Here is a 19752-nt window from a genome sequence, read left to right as displayed (position 1 = left end):
GCGCCGGAGGTTGCCGTGGGCCAGGGCCTGCGCTAGGATTCCAACGACTGTTGGAAAATAATTGAACAACCGTTGGAACGGCGACCGGGGGAATCATGATCGTGCGCGAATCGGGTCTGGGCGCGGGCGTGTCTATGGCTGTCTGCGCGATGGTGTCATCGCTGAGCCCGCAAGTAACGTGGGCGCGCGAGGCGCCGGATGCGGGGGTGGAGGAAGTCATCGTTACCGCTCGGCGCCGTGCCGAGAATCTGCAGGACGTGCCGATCCCAGTCACCGCGGTCAGCGGGCAGGCACTGACCGATCTCGGGGTGGCCACCCTCGAAGACATCAATTCCGTCGCACCGAATATCAAAGTGAATTCGGGACGCGGCAGCTCCAACACCATCAACGCGTACATCCGCGGCGTCGGCCAGAACGATCCGCTGTGGGGATTCGAGCCGGGCGTCGGCATCTATATCGACGACGTCTATATGGCGCGACCGCAGGGCGCCTTGCTGGATGTTTATGACGTCGAGCGGATCGAAGTATTGCGCGGGCCGCAAGGCACGCTCTACGGCAAGAATACGCTGGCCGGCGCGATCAAATACGTGACTCGCGACATCGTCGGCGATCCGTATTTGAATGCATCGGTTGCGGCCGGCAGTTACAACCAACTGGACTTGAAGGTGTCCGGATCGATCGGCCTTACCGATCAGCTCTATGTGTCGGCGGCGTTGGCCAAGCTCACGCACGACGGCTACGGAGAGGTGAGGGAGAGCACCACGCCGCAGCAGTTCAACAAGGTCGGCGAGGACGTTTCGGATAAAGATGTATTCGCCGCGCGTGCCAAGATCGCCTATGTGTTCAGCGAGGACACGCGCCTCGAGATTCTTGGCGATCTGATCAATGACGATTCGAATGCGCGTGGCGGTCAGCGGTTGACCGATGCGCTCGCACCGCGCCTGCCGGATCGTTACGACGTGCGCAACGACACGCCGGTCGACGAAGACAAGATTCGGATTCGCGGGGTCTCGGCCATCTTCAACACCGGATTCAGCGATGCGCTGAAATTCAAGGTCATTGGCGCCTATCGCGAAGGTGACGCGGATTCGTTCATCGACTTCGACGAGCTCAATCTGAATGCGCTGAATGTGCCGGCGGTGTTGAGCGACGATCAGACCAGCGGCGAAATTCAGCTGAACTACGATGCGGGCGGCCGTCTGCGCGGCGTGACGGGGTTGTATTACTTCGATGGCACGGCGTGCGGCTCTTTCAATAGCGTGCTCGGATTGGTGCGCGTCTCGCCGCTGGTACCGCAAGGACTCACGAACCTCACTCAGGGCTGCGTCGATACTCGCAGTCTCTCGGCGTACGCGGACGGGACGTTTGCGGTGACGGATCGATTCAACATCAACGCCGGCGTGCGCTGGAACGAAGATCGCAAGGAAGCCACGGTCTTCGTCGCGAACTACGCCGGCGCGCCACCCGCGAACGGGGCGCTGTTCGATCGGAACAATATTCCCGCGGGATTCGTGCCGCTCGGCGTGGACTCGGACTACACCTCGGAGCGTACGTTCAGCGACGTGTCGCCGCGGCTCGGTGTGGATTTCAAGATCACCGACGACGCGATGCTCTACGCGAGCTATGCGCAGGGCTTCAAGAGCGGTGGCTTCGACATGCGAGGTAACGCGGCCGTATTTCCTGGCACTCGCGACGGCTATGACTCGGAGAGCGTCGACAACTACGAGATCGGCCTGAAGTCCGAGTGGTTCGGCCGACGCTTGCTGTTGAATCTCACGGCATTCCTGGCCGAGTACACCGATGTGCAGATCGGCACTCAGCAATTCGTCGTCGTCAACGGCTTGCCGCGCAATGTGACGGCTGTGCTGAATGCCGGCGAGCAGGAGAACAAAGGCGTCGAGCTCGAAATTTCGGCGCGTCCCGTCGAAGGGCTCGACCTGACAGCGAATGTCGGCTGGCTCGATGCCGAGGTCACGGAGTTCCTGACGTCCGATCCGGGCAATCTGGGTCAGATCATCGACATCTCCAACACGGTCGAGCCGATCAATGCGCCGGATCTCACTGTGTATCTCGGCGCGGCGTACCGGATGCCAATTGCCGGTGGCGAAGGTCTGGTCCGCGTCGGTTGGCAGTATCGCAGCGATACGAAAGTGCAGAACCTCACGGCCAGCGTGACTGATCAACCTGCCTATGACGTCATCGATGCCACCGTCGCCTGGACATCCGATGGCGGTCGCTGGCGGTTCGCGCTCGACGGACGCAACCTCGCCGATGAGGAATACCGGACCTCGGGTTATGACTTCGGTCCGGTCGGCTCGGGCTTGTTCGGCGGCATCAGCCAGATTGGCTTCTATGGACCGCCGCGCACCTGGACCGTGAGCGCCATCTACTCGTTCGAATAACAGGGAAGGCCATGCAGCCAGGCGAATTCACCTATCGGTCCGCGGACGGGCTCGATCTTTTCTATCGCGAGTACCGGTCCGCGACGTCCGGGCTCGACGTGTTGTGTCTGCCGGGACTGACGCGCAATAGCGCCGATTTCTCGACGCTGGCGGCCACGCTGTCGACGCGATATCGCGTGATCGCTCCGGATCTGCGCGGTCGCGGTCGTTCGGCGTGGGATCCGCAATGGTCCAACTATCAGCCGATGGTGTACGTGCACGACATCCTGAGTTTGCTCGACCATCTCGCGCTGCCTCGCGTGGTGGTGATTGGCACGTCGTTGGGCGGGGTGCTCGCGATGGTGCTGGCCGCGTCCAGAAGCGATCGGATCGCGGGGATCGTGCTCAACGATGTGGCGCCAGAAGTCTCTCTCGAAGGCGTGGCGCGCATCGCTGAGTACGTGGGGCGAGCGGCGCCGGTTGCGAATTGGGATGAAGCGGTTCGGCAGTCGAAAGCAAACTATGGAAGCGCGTTGCCGGGCCTGTCGGAGCAGCAGTGGCGGGACTTCGCGGAGCGGAGCTATCGACAACAGCCCGATGGCACCATCATCGCGGACTACGACCCGAATATCGGAACGGCGATTCGCGCCACGCCGCCTGTGACGGCGGATCTCTGGCCCTTGTTTCGAACGTTGGCGTCCATTCCGATGCTGGCCTTTCGAGGCGCGAATTCAGACATCGTCGCGCCCGCTGTTTTCGATCGGATGCTGGCCGAGCATCCAACCCTTCAGCGCGTGGTCGTGCCGGATCGTGGCCATGCACCGCTACTCACCGAGCCGGAATGTACTCTAGCGATCGAGCAGTTTCTGCAGTCGATCGATTCAGCGAGTCACTGACTAATGCTCGAATTGGCTTCTCTCATCTCTCAGAACGCGCGTAGCCACGCCACACGCGAGGGCGTGATCGTCGACAACGAGCGATTCACCTGGGGTGAGTTCGGCGCACGCGTGGCGAAGGTGGGCAACGTCCTGCGTTCACTCGGTGTCACCAAGTCGCATCGAGTCGTCACTGTCCTGCCGAACTGTCGCGAGTTGCTGGAAGTGTATTGGGCGTGCCCGACGATTGGTGCCGTGCTGGTGCCTTTGTCGCCACTGCTGCGCGACGCGGGGCTGGCACGATTGATCGGCGATGCCGCGCCCACCTGCGTGATCACGAATGCTTCACTTGTTTCTGGCGTACAAGCCGCGCTACGCGAACTTCCTGCCGACGCGATGCCTCACATCGTGGTGACGGATGGGGGAGCGGAGGGTTATGCGGCCGCGACAGCGGCGGCGAGCGATCGCATCGAGCCCGAAGCCTGCGACGCTGAGGATATTTATAACATCATGTACTCGAGCGGCACGACGGGGTTGCCGAAGGGCATCGTGCACACTCATCGAGTGCGTGCGATGTACGCGATGTTGGGCGCTCCGCTCGGAATAGGGCGCACGTCGACGGTCGTGCAGTCCGGCGCGCTGGTGTTCAACGGCGCGTTTGTGATGATGATGCCGCTGTTCCTGAGCGCCGGTCGCTATGTGCTCGCTCGCCAATTCGATCCTGAGTTATTGCTGGATCTGATCGAGCGCGAGAAGGGAACGCATATCAGCGTCGTACCGTCGCAGCTCATCGCGATGTTGGAGGCGCCCGGTTTCGATGCGCGTCGACTGGCTTCGCTCGAGTGCATCATGTCCGTCGGCGCGCCGCTGCTCCGTAGCTATAAGGATCGGATCAACGAGCTGTTGCCGGGACGCTTGTGTGAGGTTTATGGACTGACCGAAGGATTCGCCACGTTGCTCGATCGTAGCGACGTGTGCCGTAAGCCCGATTCGGTGGGACTGCCATTTTTCTTCAGCCGCATGCGCATCGTGCGCGAAGACGGTACCGACTGTGCGCCCGGCGAAACCGGAGAAATCATCGGGCGAGGTTCGATCCAGATGGCGGGCTATCACGGCCGCCCGGATCTGACGGCGGAAGTGGTGCGCGACGGCTGGCTGCACACCGGCGACATGGGATATGTCGACGACGAGGGATTTCTGTACCTGGTCGATCGCAAGAAAGACATGATCGATTCGGGCGGCGTGAAAATCTATCCGCGCGATGTGGAAGAGATTGCGGTTCGACATCCCGCGGTGCTGGATGTGGCCGTGTTCGGCGCGCCGGATCCGAAGTGGGGCGAAACACCCATTGCCGCCGTGCTGCTGAATTCACCGGGCGCGATCGCGGCCGAGGAGCTGCGCGACTGGATCAACGAGCGCGTGGCCGCCAAATATCAGCGCGTCTCGAAGGTCGTCATCATGAATAGTTTTCCGCGCAGCGTCGCCGGCAAGACGCTCAAGCGCGAGTTACGAGAAGCTTTCTGGAGGGATGTCGGGCGTCGGATCTAATTAACTAACATCGGGGGATCAGTCATGACGATGATGTCGAGATTGTTGTTTGCATCGTTGATAGTCTGGGCGAGCGTAACGTTCATGCCCTCGGTGGCTTTAGCCGACCGTTGTTCGTCGGATGCCGATGGCAACTGGACCTGCACTCATCAAAAGCGCACCAACTATTATTTTTGTAACGGTCTGCCGGTGCCTCGAGTCGTGCGTTGGCAGGTGCCGGAGGGAACGCCTCCCGCGGGTGGTTGGCCCGTCGCTTTCTACTACGCCGGCACGCAGTTGACCGATACCTCGCATGCGTTCGCGCGTAACGTCGGCGATAGCTACGGTCGGGTGTTCGAGCCGCAAATCATTCACGAGCTGCTGGACGATCCGTATGGCTCGGGCAAGAAATATGCGGTGTTCGTTCCCGATCCGCCGGCGGCCGCGGTGTGGCTGCAGTTCTGGAACACCAACGCAGTCAACCCGTACGAGTTCAGCTGCGACTACGATTTCTTCAACGATTTCTTCGGCGAGATCAAAGGCGGCAGCTATGGCACTGCTTCGCGATTCAACATGAGCCGTCGCTACGCCTACGGTGTCTCGAGCGGAGGCTACAACTCGAGTCGTATGGCGGTGACCTTCAACAGCGGCGCCGCCAACGGGAACACTTGGAAAGCCTTGGGCATCGTGTCCGCTTCATATGCGACCTGCGTCGGGCCGCTATGCTCCGTGCCGTCGCTGCCGGGCAATCATCCGCCGACCAAGTTCTGGATCGGACAGCTCGATGCGTTCGTCCCGGTGTCGACCGTCGATCAGTACTACCAGGCGCTGCTATCGGCGGGCATCGCGACTCAGCAGCTCCAGCATGCGGCGGGCCATGAGTTCACCAGCGATTCGATCGGAGCATCCGGCGTGAAGGCATGGTTCGACCTGTATTGAGCGCCGATCCTATCTTTCTTCGCGACATGCCCGCGCGGATCTGCGCATTTGTGCCGCATGGCGCGCGGATTCTTGCGCTCGGTGCGAGAAAAATCTTTTAGTTTCAAGGCTCAGCCGCCATCGGCGCCTGCCGTCCAGTGGATGGACGGCAGCGCGCGGTGATCCCATATTTATCTCCGGGGATCACAACGTCTATAGAGAAAATCGGCTGGGAGACCTTGAACCAATGAAGCTTCGATCCGCGGCGCCTCGGCGCCAGTGTGCTCTGTCCACCGCGATTCTTGCAGCGAGTGCATTCGCCGGCACTGCGTACGGTCAGACGACCGCCGACACGGGCACCTCGAACACGAAATCTGTGGAGCTGGAGGAAGTGTTCGTCGTGGCCCAGCGTGCCCGCCGCGTCAGCAGCGGCGCGACCAACCTCGATATGGAAATCAAGGAAACCCCGCAGTCGATCAGCGTGATCAATGCGGAGCAGATGGAGCAGTTTGGCGCCGACGATCTGAACCAATCGCTGCGCATGGCTACCGGCATCCAGGTCGAGCAGACCTCGACCAACCTCACTCAGTTCCTGGCGCGCGGCTTCGAGATCAAGAACACGCAGATCGACGGCGTCGGCCTGCCCAACGGCTGGGGCCTGGTCACCAACAGAATAGACACGTTCGGCTTCGAAAAGCTGGAAGTGATCCGTGGCGCGAACGGTCTGCTGACCGGCGTCGGCAACGCGTCCGGCACCATCAACTACGTCCGCAAGCGTCCGACCAACGAAGCGCAGGGCAAGCTCGGTGTGACCGTCGGCTCCTGGGATCGCCGCCGCGTCGAAGCCGACTACTCGACGCCGTTCAACGAAGCCGGCACCTGGGCCGGCCGCCTGGTGGTCGCGAACGAGGAGAGCGATTCGTATCTGCGCGACTTCGAGTCCGGTACGAAATTCGTTTACGGCGTGATCGACGGCCAGATCGGCGAGAACGGCTCGCTGGCGTTCGGCTATTCCTGGCAGGAGGCCAAGACCGACCACGGCATGTGGGGCGCGCTGACCTTCACGGACGTCGATGGCAATCGGCTCGACTGGGATCGCAGCGCTTCGGCCACTCAGGATTGGGTGCATTGGAACTCGACCACGAAAGCCGCTTTCGTCGAGTACACCCATCGGCTCGGCGACAACTGGAAAGTTGAGACGTCGTACAACTATCGTCTGTACGACCATGACTCCAAGATCTTCATGGCTTATTCGCTCGCCGGCATGGATCCGGTGACTCACGAAGGTTTGTATGGCTGGGCTTACCGCAGCCCGTATGAGACCGAGGCGCATCTGGTCGACGTAAAGCTCAACGGCAAGTTCGAGCTGTTCGGCCGCGAGAGTGAAGCGATGCTCGGCGTGAGCTGGGCGAAGAGCGATGGCGTGGACTACTACCACCCGACGGACACGACCGGGGTTCAGTTCCTGGCGTTGCCCCCGTTCCCGTACGCCGGCGACGCGCTTCCCGAGCCGGTCTGGGGCGCGAAGGCGGTCTACACGACCATGGATCAGGAGATGAAGCGCGTGTTCGGCGCGAGCCGTGTGGCGTTGACCGACCGGTTCAAGGCCATCGTCGGCTTCAACTGGGCCGAATACACGCTCGACGCTGTCGACAACACACTCCAGCGCACCGACAAGACCGACCGCAAGTTCGCTCCGTATGCCGGCCTGACCTTCGACTTCACCGACCGGGTACTCGGCTACGTCAACTATTCGTACATCTTCCAGCCGCAGGAGCAAGTCGACATCAGCCGCGGCTACCTGGCACCGACCAAGGGCACGAACTACGAGGCCGGCGTCAAGATGGAGTGGCTGGACCAGCGCCTGCTGACGACCTTCGCCGTGTTCAAGGCGAAGCAGGACGGCCTCGCAACGTACGTCGACACCATGTTCATGGAGGGCTACGCGTACGGCTACTACCGGCCGGTCGATGTCGAATCCGAGGGCATCGAGTTCGAGGCCACCGGCAAGCTCAGCGAAAATGTCGATGTGTTGCTCGGCTACACCTATTTGCGGATGGATGGCGAAGACGGCGACGACACCTACTCGTGGGTGCCGCGGCGGACTGCCAATGCAACAATCACCGCGCGAGTGCCGAACTTCACAGCGCTATCCTTCGGTATCAGCGGCAAGTGGCAGAGCGGCATCAAGGGCGAGGAGGACTATACCTTCCACCCGGTTTACCAGGACAGCTATGCGCTGGTGAACGCCTTTGCGGCCTGGGACATTCAACCGAACATCACGGTGCGTGGCAACGTGTTCAACATCACCGACGAGAAGTACATCACCAGCCTGTACAACGTGGGCTACTACGGTGCGCCAACCCATTATTCGGTGAGCGTCGACTGGCGCTTCTAAGTCGTCAGCATCGTTGGCATCATCGCCGCCGGCCTGTCCTTGGCCGGCGGCGAGAGAGTCGTATGACTTTTGCTTGGACTGCATTGGGACGATGCGCGCTGGTTGCAGTGCTGTTCATCAGCTCGCTTGCCAGCGCGGCCAACTACGACCGCCGTGTGTTCGACATTCCCATGCGCGATGGGGTGAAGCTGCACACGGTGATCGTCCTTCCGAAAGGCGCGAAGCACGCGCCGATCTTGCTCACTCGCACGCCCTACAACGCGGAGTGGATGACGAAGCAGAAAGAGAGCAACGACATGCGCGTGCTGCTCGAAGGCTTCGACAATGCCGCCGATGTGATCGTAGAGGGCGGCTACATTCGGGTCGTCCAGGACATTCGGGGCAAGCACGGCTCGGGCGGCGACTTCGTCATGACCCGACCGCTCGCGGGCTCACCGTTCAATCGCACCTCGGTCGACGAATCAACGGATGCTTACGACACCATCGATTGGCTGGTGAAGCACGTCGCCGAAACCGATGGCAAGGTGGGTGTCATCGGCATTTCTTATAACGGCTTCACGACGCTGATGGCGCTGGTGAATCCGCATCCCGCGCTCAAAGTCGCCGTGCCGATGGACCCGATGGTCGACGGCTGGCGCGGCGACGACTGGTTTCACAACGGCGCCTTCCGGCAGTACGCGATCGCGGCCATTCATGGCAGCGAGTCACGCGACAACAGCATCGAGTTTTCCTGGGACAGCGCCGACCGCTACGAAACATTCATGCGCGCCGGATCGGTGGGAGAGCTGGCGCGTCGGCGTGGCACCGATAAGGTTCAGTACTGGAGAAACATCGTCGAGCATCCGGCGTACGATGAATTCTGGCAGTCGCAGGCGGTCGATAGGATTCTCGCCAGCCGGCCGCTACAAGTGCCGGTGATGATCTCGGGCTCGCTGTGGGATCAGGAAGATATCTACGGCGCCACCGCTGTTTACAAAGCGCTCGAGCCCAAGGACGACACGGGCAAGAAGGTCTATCTCACGTTGGGGCCTTGGCATCATGCGCATGCCATCTTCGATGGCAGCAGCGTAGGCAACATTCGCTGGGGACACGACACGGCGAAGTGGTGGCGACAGAACGTGCTCGCGCCATTTCTCGCGCATCATTTGAAAGGCGCGCCGATGGATGTGGCGCCGGTCACCGCGTTTCAGTCGGGCAGCAATGAATGGAGACGGTTGGAGCAATGGCCGCCGGCGTCAGCGAACACTGCAAAGCTTTATCTCAAGCCGGAGGGCGAGCTGGGGTTCGACGCGGTCCCAGGGGCGACCCAAACGGCCGACTACATTTCCGATCCTGCCGATCCAGTGACATTCGTGCCGCGTCCGATTCGTGTGGACGATAACGGGGAGCAGTGGGAGCCGTGGCTAACGACCGATCAACGCAGTAGTGCCGCGCGGCCCGACGTTCTCACATTCACGTCGCAGGTGCTCGATAAAGCAGTGAGCATCGCAGGCGAGCCGATCGTCAGGCTCACTGCATCGACCAGCGGTACGGACAGCGACTGGGTCGTGAAGCTCATCGACGTGTATCCGGATCGAGTGGCCGACGATCCCGCGATGAGCGGCTATCAGCTGCCGATCGCGATGGAGATCTTTCGCGGCCGCTATCGCCAGTCGTTGTCGCAAGCGACGCCGCTCGAATCGAATGTGCCGCTACGTTATGAGTTCGCGTTACCGGATGCGAATCACGTGTTCCGGCCTGGCCATCGCATCATGGTTCAGGTGCAGTCGAGCTGGTTCCCGCTCTACGACCGCAACCCGCAAACGTTCGTACCGAACATTTTTCTCGCGAAGCCGCGTGACTATGTGAAGGCGACGCAGAAGGTGGTCGTTGCCGGCCCTGATGCAAGTCACATAGTGTTGCCCGTCACGCAGTGACTCAGTCGCCCGGTTTCTGGATCAGCTTGTAGCCCTTGAACGTCTTGATCTGATCCATCAGGAAGTGCGAGACGATCTTCTCCACGCCGAAGCCGCCGTTCACCAGGATGGTCATGATTCTTTTCCAGGCATGCATGTCGGGCACGACCACGCGCAGGATGTAGTCGACGTTGCCGCTGACCCGGTAGGACTCGACGATTTCCGGGATGGTCTCGATGCACTCGTCGAAGTCGTGCAGGTTCTTGATCGTGTGCTGCGAGAACGTGATGTGCGCCATTACGACGGTCACGCTGCGCATCTTGTCGACCTGAATCTGCGCACGGTACGCGCTGATCAGGCCCCGGGTTTCGAGGTCGCGCACCCGTCGCAGACAGGCGCTCGGTGACAAGGCAACCCGATCGGCCAGCGCCTGGTTGGTGATCCGGGCGTCCTTCTGCAGGACCTCCATGATGCGGAGGTCGATCTGATCCACCTCTTCGAAACTCGCCGGGGTGTCTTTCTTTTCGTGCGGGGCGGTCATGGCACGTACCTGATAGAGCGGGCGGGGCGGGCGTCGATCCTGTCAATCTCCCGGACCTGCCGGTAAGGATCTGCGTCTTTTGCCGGCCCGCCGCGCCGATTGTTGCGTGGTCCAAGAGAAAAAGCCTTGCACATCAAGGGCTGTGCACCTGCCTCACGCCGTGGCTGATGGCTGGACGTTGACGCCGACTATATCCATATTTACTCGCACGCGTCACGCCACAGCAACGTTCTGGCCGAAGTAATGACACAACCAGGGACTCCTCCCGACTCGCCATCCGCAGCGTCGCTGCGTCCCTCGCTCGGTTGGGCGGGGCTGCTCGTGCTGGGAGTCGCCAACATCCTCGGCGCCGGCGTCTTCGTGATGACGGGGACCGCGGCGGCTTCTTTCGCCGGGCCGGCCGTCACGATTTCGTTCCTGCTCGCTGGCTTTGCCTGCCTGCTGGTGGGGCTGTGCTACGCCGAGTTGGCGTCGCGGCTGCCGGAGTCAGGGTCCTCTTACACCTACACCCGACGCACGTTCGGCGCGCTGCCGGGTTGGGCGCTCGGCTGGCTGCTGTTCCTCGAGTACAACATTGCCGCGTCCATGCTCGGCCTGGGCTTCGGCGGTTATCTGGTGAGCCTGCTCGCCGACTTCGGCATTCATGTGCCGGCGAGCGTGTCGACCTCGCTGGTGACTGCGAAGCTGGTGGACGGCGTTGGCTTTCAATTCGGCATCGGCCACAGCGTGAACCTGGTCGCGGCTGCGGCGTGTCTCGGTGCCGGCATCATTCTCGCGCTCGGCATCTCGAAGTCCGCGCTCGTCAATTCCGTGCTGGTGGTGATCAAGGTGCTCGTGCTGGTCGGCTTCGTGCTGGCCGGCGCGCACGCGGTCGATCCGACCAACTGGCAGCCGTACATTCCTGCCAACGAAGGCGGATTCACGTATGGCTGGGAAGGGATCGCGCGGGCCGCCTCGCTGTTGTTCTTCGCCTTCCTGGGTTTCGAAACGGTGTCGACGGCCGCCGCGGAGACGCGCAATCCGCATCGTGACGTGCCGGTGGGCATTCTCGGGTCGTTGGCGATCTGCGCGTTGTTATATGTGTCGGTCGCGACGGTGCTGACCGGGTTGGTGCCGTTCCGCGAGCTCGGCGTCGCCGATCCCATCGCGCTGGCGGTCGATCGCATCGGTTGGCCCGTGATCGCCACGCTGATCAAGATCGGTGCGCTGGCCGGCCTGGGCTCGGTGCTGCTGGCGAATGCGTTTGGTCATTCGCGGGTCTGTTACGCGATGTCCAACGACGGCTATCTGCCGCGATTGTTTTCGGTGGTCCATCCGAAGCGCAACAGTCTGTGGAAAGCGAATCTCACCTTGGCCAGCCTCGCGGGACTCGGTGCCGCGCTGCTGCCGATCTCGGTGCTGGCCGACATGATTTCGTTGGGCGTGTCGCTCACCTTCGCGATGGTGGCGGCCGCACTGATCGACCTGCGTAGTCGCGAGCCGGAAAAACAAGGGCGCTTCCGCGTGCCGCTGGGCGGCGTCTGGATCAATGGCATCTGGTTCGGCACGGTGCCGGTGCTCGCCATCGTCGTCAGCTTCCTGATGACCTTGCCCGTGCTGCTGGATCTGGTGAATCAGATCCGTCACGGCGAATGGTTGCCCGCCTGCCTGTTGCTGACCTATCTCGCGGTCGGCCTGGCGATTTACATGCTGTACGGCAAGCCCCGTGCGCAGAGTCTGCAGACGACGGCGCCCGTCGAGCTTTCAGGAAGTTTGAACTGATGACGATTCGCGAAGTTTCATTGTCCGAGGCGCTGGCGCTCGGAAAGCTGGATGCGCACGACCAGGCACGACTCGTCCGCGATGGCGAGCTGCCGGTCGAAGCACTGACGGAGGCGGCCATCCTGCGCATCGACGCTCTCGATCCAACGGTGCGCGCCTTGAGTCATTACGATCCCGCGTTGGCACGCGCTGAAGCTCGAGCCCTCCGCGAAAGCGGCGGCACGATGCGAGGTGTGCCGTGGCTGCCGAAAGATTCGCTCGACTATCCAGGCATGCCGACGACTTCGTGCTCGCGCAGTCGCAGTCGCAAAGCCATTCAACACGGCTATCCCTACGTACAACGCTTGCAGCAGGCCGGGTTGGTTGCGCTGGGCAAGTCGTCGATGCCGGAGTTTGGATTGTTGGGATCGACTGAACCGCTGGCGGGTCCGACGACGCGTAATCCGTGGTCGCTCGCACATTCACCGGGCGGCTCGAGCGGTGGCGCTGTCGCGGCCATCTCCGCTGGACTCGTACCGCTGGCACACGGCAGCGATGGCGGCGGTTCGATTCGCTTGCCCTCATCGTGTTGTGGCGTGGTTGGGTTGAAACCCGGGCGTGACAGCACCGTCCGTGTGCGCGCACGTCACCTCGTCGAAGATTTGCTGGTCGCGGACAGTTTGCACTCACGCAGCGTTCGTGACGTCGCGTGGGGATTCGCTGCTGCTCATCTCGATTCCAAACGTTCGGTTGTGACGGGCCCGTCGTCGCGGCGGCTGCGCATCGCAGTGATCGAACGTGGATTGCGAGGAAACGTGCCGCATGCCGACGTTGCGCGTGCCATCACATCTACGGCGGACCTTTGCGCAAAACTTGGACACAAGATCGAGCGGACCACCTGGCCCTTCGACGGTCACGCATTCCTCGACTCCTTCGAAGATCTCTGGTCGCACCTGGCGGCAGATTGTGTCGATGCGACTCGTACGCTGCTGGGCGGCGGTCGGTTGGAAGATGCTATCGAGCCATGGACTATCGGATTGGGTAAGCGTGCTGAACAGTTGCCGATGTCGGCACTGGAGCGCGCGTACCAACAGATCGTGCGGTTGCCTGTTCAGCTCAACGATTTCTTCTCGCGTTTCGACGTCGTGTTGTCTCCCGTGACGAACGCGCCGCCGCCGCTGCTCGGCACCTATGGACCGACCGTGCCCACGGAGCAGTTGATGTCGACCATGTTCGACTGGGTTGCGTACACGCCGCTGCAGAACATGGCGGGCACGCCGGCCATTTCGTTGCCGCTGTTCCAGAGCAGCGAGGGGTTGCCCATCGGCAGCATGTTTGCCGCCGATCGCGGGCAGGAAGACACGTTGCTGGCACTGGCGTTCGAGCTCGAAGCCGCATTGCCCTGGGCTGAGCGCTGGCCCAAGCACAGCATCGCCACTCTCCATTTCTAAGTTTTCAGTCGACGATTTTCATGAGCAACCGATTCGAACCTCGTACCGCCGACGACCTTCGTGCCCTGGTTCAGGAGCAACCTCTGGCATGGATCGTTTCAGGCGAGCCGGGGGCACAGCATGCAACGCCGCTGCCGGTGCAACTCGTGTGCGATGCCGATGGCACGCCGCGAACTTTGTTGGGTCATTTCGCCCGTCGCAATCCGCAAGTGGCGGCGCTCGCTGCTAACTCGCGCGCCACGGTATTGCTGATCGGACCGCACGGTTACATTTCGCCGTCGTGGGTGAGCGATCGCACCTGGGGCCCGACGTGGAATTACGCGAGCGCGATGTTCGATGTCGATCTCCAGTTTTGCGACACGCGGGCGGATGCGGATCGCCTGCTGTCGGGGCTGGTGAAGCAAATGGAAACGAACCGTCCGGCGGCCTGGCAGCCGCAGGAGATGGGCGCGCGTTACGAAAAGCTCGTGACCGGCATCATTGGTTTCGAGGCAAAGATTCTGGCCGTTCGCAGCTGCTTCAAGCTCGGCCAGGACGAGCGCGACGAAGTGTTTGCCGACATCCTGCGTGCATTGGACATCAAGGATCAGGCGTCGTTGACCAAATGGATGCGCCGCTTCGGCGAATCCCGACCGGCGCAGGCATTGGCGCCGAGTCAGCCGCCGCCGCGTGCGCTCGATCCGGAAATCAAACGTTTCATCGACAACGTCATCGCCAAGGGACGAGAGCTGACGGCCGGCCGCGATCTGAGTTGGCCGGAGCGTCGCGAGATTTGTGAGCTGACCCGTGCGCCCTGGACCAAAGGCGGCCCGGTGATCGCCGACACTCGCAATATCGTCGCCGAGACCAAAGCCGGCCCGGTCCGCCTGCGTATCTATGATCCGTCGCCGGGTCACAGCAAGCCGACGTTTGTTTTCATGCATGGCGGCGGCTGGTCGTTGTTCAGTGTGAACACGCACGACCGAGTGATGCGCGAGTTCGCACACCGTGGCGGCATGGCGGTGGTGGGTGTCGACTACGATCTGTCGCCCGAAGTTCGCTATCCGACGGCATTGAATCAAGTGATCGCCGTCGTGCACTGGTTGCACGAGCAGGGCCGCGCGCACGGGCTGGACGGCGAGCGGATTGCGCTCGGTGGCGACTCCGCGGGTGGCAATCTTTCGATGGGCGCTGCGCTTCGCTTGCGAGACGCCGGTCATCCGAATCTGGTGAAAGCCGTGCTGAGCATTTACGGCGGCTCAACGCCGGATTGTTCGCCAGCCTCCCGGCAACGTTATGGCACCGAGCAGGACATGCTGACCGCCAACGAGGTCGACACGTTCTGGGACAACTACATCGGTCACCTCGGCGACCGGCGCGATCCGTATGTAGCCACCGCGTATGCGCCGTTGCAGGGATTGCCGCCGGTGTTTCTGGTGATTGCCGAGTGCGACATCCTGGCCGAACAGAATTTGCATATGGCGGGTCGATTGCTCGAAGCCGGCGTGCAGGTTCAGGCGAAGGTGTACCCGGGCGCGCCACACAGCTTTATTGAGGCGGTCGCCGTCTCGCGCGTTGCCAACGAAGCGGTTGACGACGGCGTTGCGTTCCTGCGCTCGGTGCTACTGCGTGAGCGAGGTGCCCGCGTCCATGTGGCCTGAGGCCGGCATTGCCTCGTTCCAGTGTCCGACGAAGCTCATCTTCGGCGTCGGCGCTCACGAGCAGCTTGCCGATCTGGTTCGTGAGCATGCGTCCAAACGTTTGCTGGTGCTGCTCGATCCCGCGCTGGCCGATAGCGCCATCCATCGGAAGGTAACGAATCTCCTGGCGCAGAGCGACGTTGCGACGGCTGTGTTCAGCGATATCGATGCTCACCCGAACGACAGCACCGTGCGGGCTGCGTTCGAGCTGAGTCGTGAGCAGCGAGCTGAAGGAATCGTAGCCCTCGGTGGAGACAGCACCATCGAGGTCGCGAAGTCGGTCGATCTGCTGATGTCGTCATTGCCGCTGATCTCGATCCCGACGACGGCTGGCACTGGAGCGGCAGTGGCGGGCGACTCGGCCATTACGATTCTGGATCCGCTCACTGTCAGTGCCATGCCGGCGCATGACGCGGCGTATGCCGGCATCGACGCCTTCGTTCATGCATTCGAATCTTATTTGTCCCGGCGAGCCACGGTCTTTTCCGACGCGATGAACCTGCATGCGATGACGCTGATCGCCGGCAGCATTCGTGCCTTCGTCGCGGATCGAAACAATGAATCGGCCGCGCTGGATATGTTGTGCGGCTCGTCGATGGCCGCGATGTCGTTCGGCGTCACCGGGCTAGGCAATGTGAATTGTATGGCGACGTCGGTGAGCTCGTTGTTTCCAGTGCCGCATGGACTGGCCAGCGCTGTTTGTTTGCCGCATGCCGCCGCGTTCAACGCCCCCGCGAGCCCCGAGCGATATGCCCGGATCGCTGCGGTCTTGGGTATCGACGGCAGCGGTCGACGCGAAGCGCAGGGTGGGGCGCAGGCCATTCATGGGCTGCGCGCACTTTGCAGCGATCTTGGCATTCCGCCGCGCTTGCGCGATGTCGGTGTCGATAAAGATCAGCTCGACGAACTGGCACGACGCAGCTTTGCTTCGGACCACAGCTCCTGCAATCCGCGTCTCACCAGCGAGCAGGACTTTCGAGATCTATTTCGTTCTGCTTATTGATTGCTACTAATACCGACGAGACGCCCATGACACTCGATTCACGCCTTCCGAACTTCCGCTCGCTGACTCCCGCGCAGCGTCTGCGCTCGCTCGCTGACGCGGGTATCGTCGCGGCCGCCGACGTGGAGCTGCTGGCCAAGCCGGGCGCACTGCCAAGCGCCGCGGCGGACGGAATGATCGAGAACGTGATCGGCACCTTCGAGCTGCCGCTCGCGGTGGCCAGTAATTTCCGGGTCAACGGCAAAGACGTCATCGTGCCGATGGTGGTGGAAGAGCCGTCGATCGTCGCGGCCGCGTCGTTCATGGCGAAGCTGGTGCGTGAGTCGGGCGGCTTTTTCACATCGAGCACGCCGCCGCTGATGCGCTCTCAGATTCAGGTCATCGGCGTGTCCGATCCCTACGGTGCACGTCAGGCCATTCTGCGGGCGCGCTCCGAGTTGATCGAGGTGGCGAACGGTCGTGACAAGGTACTGGTCGGGTTGGGCGGCGGCTGTCGAGACATCGAGGTGCATGTGTTCCCCGACACGCCTCGCGGTCCCATGGTCGTCGCTCACCTGATCGTCGACGTTCGCGATGCCATGGGCGCCAACACGGTGAACACCATGGCCGAGGCCGTGGCAACGAAGATTGAAGGCATCACCGGCGGCTCGGTCCGACTCCGCATTCTTTCCAACCTCGCGGACCTGCGTCTGGCGAGAGCGAGCCTGCGTGTGACGCCGTCGGTGCTCGCGACCTCGGAATATTCCGGTGAGCGTGTGATCGAAGGAATGCTCGATGCCTATACGTTCGCCGCGGTCGATCCTTATCGGGCCGCGACTCATAACAAAGGAATCATGAACGGCATCGATCCCATCGTCGTTGCCACGGGCAACGATTGGCGTGCGGTCGAGGCGGGCGCGCATGCGTATGCGGCGCGCAGCGGTCACTACACCTCGTTGACCACCTGGGAGCGCGCCAACAACGGAGATCTGATCGGCACGATTGAAATGCCGATGCCGGTGGGGCTGGTCGGCGGCGCGACCAAGACGCATCCGCTGGCGCGAGCGGCCTTGAGAATCCTGCAGGTGACGTCGGCTCAAGAGCTCGCTGAGATCATCGTGGCCGTCGGTCTCGCACAGAACATGGGCGCCATGCGCGCACTCGCCACCGAAGGCATTCAGCGTGGGCATATGGCGCTTCACGCCCGCAATATCGCGGTGGCGGCCGGTGCTGTCGGCGCTGAAGTGGATCTGGTCGTCAAGCGCATGGTCGAGTTGCGCGACGTTCGTATGGATCTGGCCGTCGAGTTGCTTGCTCAATCGCGTAAGTGAGGTTCGCCATGGCTGCTTCAGCAAACGAAGTGCCGACAGCTCCCGCGGTGGGGCCGTTGCATGGCGTGTTGGTATTGGACCTGACGCGCGTCGTCGCGGGCCCATACTGCACGATGATGCTGGCCGACCTCGGCGCCACCGTAATCAAGATCGAGAATCCGCAGGACCCTGACTACGTGCGAACGTTTCCACCGATGGTGGAGCAGGGCGCGGAACGGCTCAGCGGATTCTTCGCTCAATACAATCGACACAAGCTGGGCGTGACGCTGGATCTGAAATCGGCCAAGGGGCGCGAGTTGTTTCTGGACATGGTTCGCAAGGCCCATGTCGTGGTCGAGAATTTCCGACCGGGCACGATGCGCAAGCTACGTCTGGATTTCGAGGAGCTGCGGAAGGTCAATCCTCGGCTGATCTACACAGGCATCAGCGGCTTCGGACAAAGCGGCCCCAACTCGGCGCGTCCTGCTTACGACAACTCCGCTCAAGCGAGCGGAGGACTGTGGTCGATGAACGGCACGCCGGGTGAGCCGCAGCGGGTTGGTACGATCATCGGCGATCTCGCCGCGTCGTTGTATGCCGCTCTCGGTACCGTCGCAGCGTTGCGCGAAGCTGAAAGCAAGGGCGTGGGCCGGCTCGTGGATGTGTCACAGCAGGACGCTGTGTTCACGCTCACCGAAAACGCCGTTGTGAATTTCACGACCCAGGGAAAGATCGCGCAGCCGCTGGGCAACGATCATCCGTTCGTGCGGCCGTATGGACGTTACGAGTGCAAGGACGGTCATGTGTTCTTCGGCGGCTACACCGACAAGTTCTGGCAAGAATCCTGTGCCGCGTTCGGCACGCCGCAGTTCGCGACCGATCCCGAGATCGACACCATGGAGAAGCGCTTCGATCAAGCGGTGTACGCGCGCCGTGTCGAACCGATCGTGCGCGGCTGGTTCGCCGACAAGACCAAACAACAGCTCGAGGCCATCGCCTCCGACCGCTTCCCCTTGAGCCCGATCAAGAACATCGCGGAAGTCGTCGAGGATCCGCACATGCTGGCGCGGGACATGCTCGTCGACGTCGCCTATGGAGATGCCAAGGTGAAAGTCTTCGGCTCCGCGGTTCACTTGTCTGGAGCATCCGCTGGGGCTGAGCCGAAAGTCCCGTTGATCGGGGAGCACAACGAAGCCGTCTTTCTGGACTGGCTCGGCCTCGACCGCCAGTCGTTCGAGTCGCTGCGCGAGAGCAAGGTGATCTGACCATGTCCATCGCTTATGACGTCCAGGACGGCATCGCCCGCATCACCTTCAATCGGCCGGCCAAGCTCAATGCGATGACGCTGGCCATGTACGACGAGCTGGGCGCTGCATTCAAGGCAGCCGGTGAGGACGATCGCGTTCGCGCGGTGATCCTCACGGGTGCGGGCGAGCGTGCGTTCTGTGCTGGCGCCGATTTGAAGGAAGCCATTCCCGCCCTGGCGCGCAATGAGATCGACATCTCCGCGTGGGACGCGGCGCATCTGAAGGGCTTGAACCTCGACAAGCCCATCGTTTGCGCCATCAACGGGCTGTGCATGGGGGCTGGATTCGAGATCATGCTCGCGACAGACTTGCGTATCGCATCCAGCACGGCAGTATTCAGCCTGCCCGAAGTCTCGTTGGGGATCGTGCCCGCGGGCGGCACGCTCGTGCGCCTGGTCCGGCAGATCGGCTACGCCGCGGCGATGGAGATCCTGATGACGGCGGATCGCTTCAGCAGCGAACATTTGTTACGGGTCGGCGTACTCAATCGAGTCGTCGCGCCCGAGCAGCTGTCGCAGACCGCAACTGAGTGGGCCGAGCGCCTCGTGCGCTTGAGTCCCACGGCACTCCAGGTCACCAAACGAGCGGTGCGGGAACTGAGCGATCTGCCGCTCGAGGAAGCGTTTCGTCGCGAGGCTGTGCTTGGGCAACTGGCGTTCACGAGTGCCGATGCCAAACGAGGCCTGGCGGCCTTCGCGGAAGGCAAGAAGGTCGAGCATTACTGACGCCAGCGCGGTGACCGCGGACT

General features: G+C 62.1%; 14 protein-coding genes. 13 read left to right on the top strand and 1 reads right to left on the bottom strand.

The features are described from left to right. Positions 1–95 precede the first annotated feature (95 nt). The 6 genes from ACFPN2_RS25760 to ACFPN2_RS25735 all read left to right on the top strand — a co-directional run bounded on the left by ACFPN2_RS25760 (position 96) and on the right by ACFPN2_RS25735 (position 10015). Positions 96–2402, top strand: coding sequence for a TonB-dependent receptor (locus tag ACFPN2_RS25760; RefSeq protein ID WP_380601973.1), 2307 nt, complete (start codon positions 96–98; stop codon positions 2400–2402). A gap of 11 nt (positions 2403–2413) precedes the next feature. After that, on the top strand, positions 2414–3277 hold the full coding sequence (locus ACFPN2_RS25755; RefSeq protein ID WP_380601971.1) for an alpha/beta fold hydrolase: 864 nt from the start codon (positions 2414–2416) through the stop codon (positions 3275–3277). A 3-nt stretch (positions 3278–3280) separates the two neighbouring features. Next, a complete protein-coding gene (locus ACFPN2_RS25750) occupies positions 3281–4804 on the top strand; it encodes a class I adenylate-forming enzyme family protein (protein WP_380601969.1) in 1524 nt (507 codons plus the stop codon). A 24-nt stretch (positions 4805–4828) separates the two neighbouring features. Then, entirely contained in the window at positions 4829–5722 is an 894-nt protein-coding gene (locus ACFPN2_RS25745; RefSeq protein ID WP_380601967.1) for an extracellular medium-chain-length polyhydroxyalkanoate depolymerase, read from the top strand. Positions 5723–5948: 226 nt separating this feature from the next. After that, entirely contained in the window at positions 5949–8099 is a 2151-nt protein-coding gene (locus ACFPN2_RS25740; RefSeq protein WP_380601965.1) for a TonB-dependent siderophore receptor, read from the top strand. A gap of 62 nt (positions 8100–8161) precedes the next feature. Beyond that, positions 8162–10015 carry a CocE/NonD family hydrolase gene (locus tag ACFPN2_RS25735; RefSeq protein ID WP_380601963.1) on the top strand — a complete coding sequence of 618 codons (1854 nt, stop codon included), beginning with the start codon at positions 8162–8164 and terminating at the stop codon, positions 10013–10015. Position 10016: 1 nt separating this feature from the next. Here ACFPN2_RS25735 and ACFPN2_RS25730 read toward each other — a convergent pair whose 3' ends face one another. Further along, positions 10017–10535 carry an Lrp/AsnC family transcriptional regulator gene (locus ACFPN2_RS25730; protein WP_380601961.1) on the bottom strand — a complete coding sequence of 173 codons (519 nt, stop codon included), beginning with the start codon at positions 10533–10535 and terminating at the stop codon, positions 10017–10019. A 243-nt stretch (positions 10536–10778) separates the two neighbouring features. Here ACFPN2_RS25730 and ACFPN2_RS25725 point away from each other — a divergent pair, with 243 nt between their 5' ends. The 7 genes from ACFPN2_RS25725 to ACFPN2_RS25695 are packed head-to-tail and all read left to right on the top strand — an operon-like array spanning position 10779 to position 19729. Further along, positions 10779–12296 carry an amino acid permease gene (locus tag ACFPN2_RS25725; protein WP_380601959.1) on the top strand — a complete coding sequence of 506 codons (1518 nt, stop codon included), beginning with the start codon at positions 10779–10781 and terminating at the stop codon, positions 12294–12296. Next, positions 12296–13726 carry an amidase family protein gene (locus ACFPN2_RS25720; RefSeq protein ID WP_380601957.1) on the top strand — a complete coding sequence of 477 codons (1431 nt, stop codon included), beginning with the start codon at positions 12296–12298 and terminating at the stop codon, positions 13724–13726. The genes ACFPN2_RS25725 and ACFPN2_RS25720 overlap by 1 nt, the downstream gene beginning before the upstream one ends. 20 nt (positions 13727–13746) lie before the next feature. Further along, positions 13747–15366 (top strand): alpha/beta hydrolase fold domain-containing protein, encoded by a 1620-nt coding sequence (locus tag ACFPN2_RS25715; protein ID WP_380601955.1) that lies wholly within the window; start codon positions 13747–13749, stop codon positions 15364–15366. Further along, on the top strand, positions 15356–16408 hold the full coding sequence (locus ACFPN2_RS25710; protein WP_380601953.1) for an iron-containing alcohol dehydrogenase: 1053 nt from the start codon (positions 15356–15358) through the stop codon (positions 16406–16408). The genes ACFPN2_RS25715 and ACFPN2_RS25710 overlap by 11 nt, the downstream gene beginning before the upstream one ends. Positions 16409–16434: 26 nt before the next feature. Beyond that, positions 16435–17718: a hydroxymethylglutaryl-CoA reductase, degradative gene (locus ACFPN2_RS25705; RefSeq protein WP_380601951.1), complete on the top strand. Its 1284-nt coding sequence runs from the start codon at positions 16435–16437 to the stop codon at positions 17716–17718. 8 nt (positions 17719–17726) lie between these two features. Continuing rightward, complete coding sequence (locus tag ACFPN2_RS25700; protein WP_380601949.1) at positions 17727–18962, top strand: CaiB/BaiF CoA transferase family protein; 1236 nt, start codon at positions 17727–17729, stop codon at positions 18960–18962. A 2-nt stretch (positions 18963–18964) separates the two neighbouring features. Beyond that, the gene (locus ACFPN2_RS25695; protein ID WP_380601947.1) at positions 18965–19729 is read left to right on the top strand and encodes an enoyl-CoA hydratase/isomerase family protein; all 765 of its coding nucleotides are present in this window, start codon (positions 18965–18967) and stop codon (positions 19727–19729) included. Positions 19730–19752: the final 23 nt, after the last annotated feature.

Origin of the sequence: Steroidobacter flavus (assembly GCF_042651805.1) — a bacterium.
Lineage (GTDB): Bacteria > Pseudomonadota > Gammaproteobacteria > Steroidobacterales > Steroidobacteraceae > Steroidobacter > Steroidobacter flavus.
Note: the sequence above shows the minus strand (reverse complement) of the source record. Positions and strands in the feature narration are given on the sequence as shown.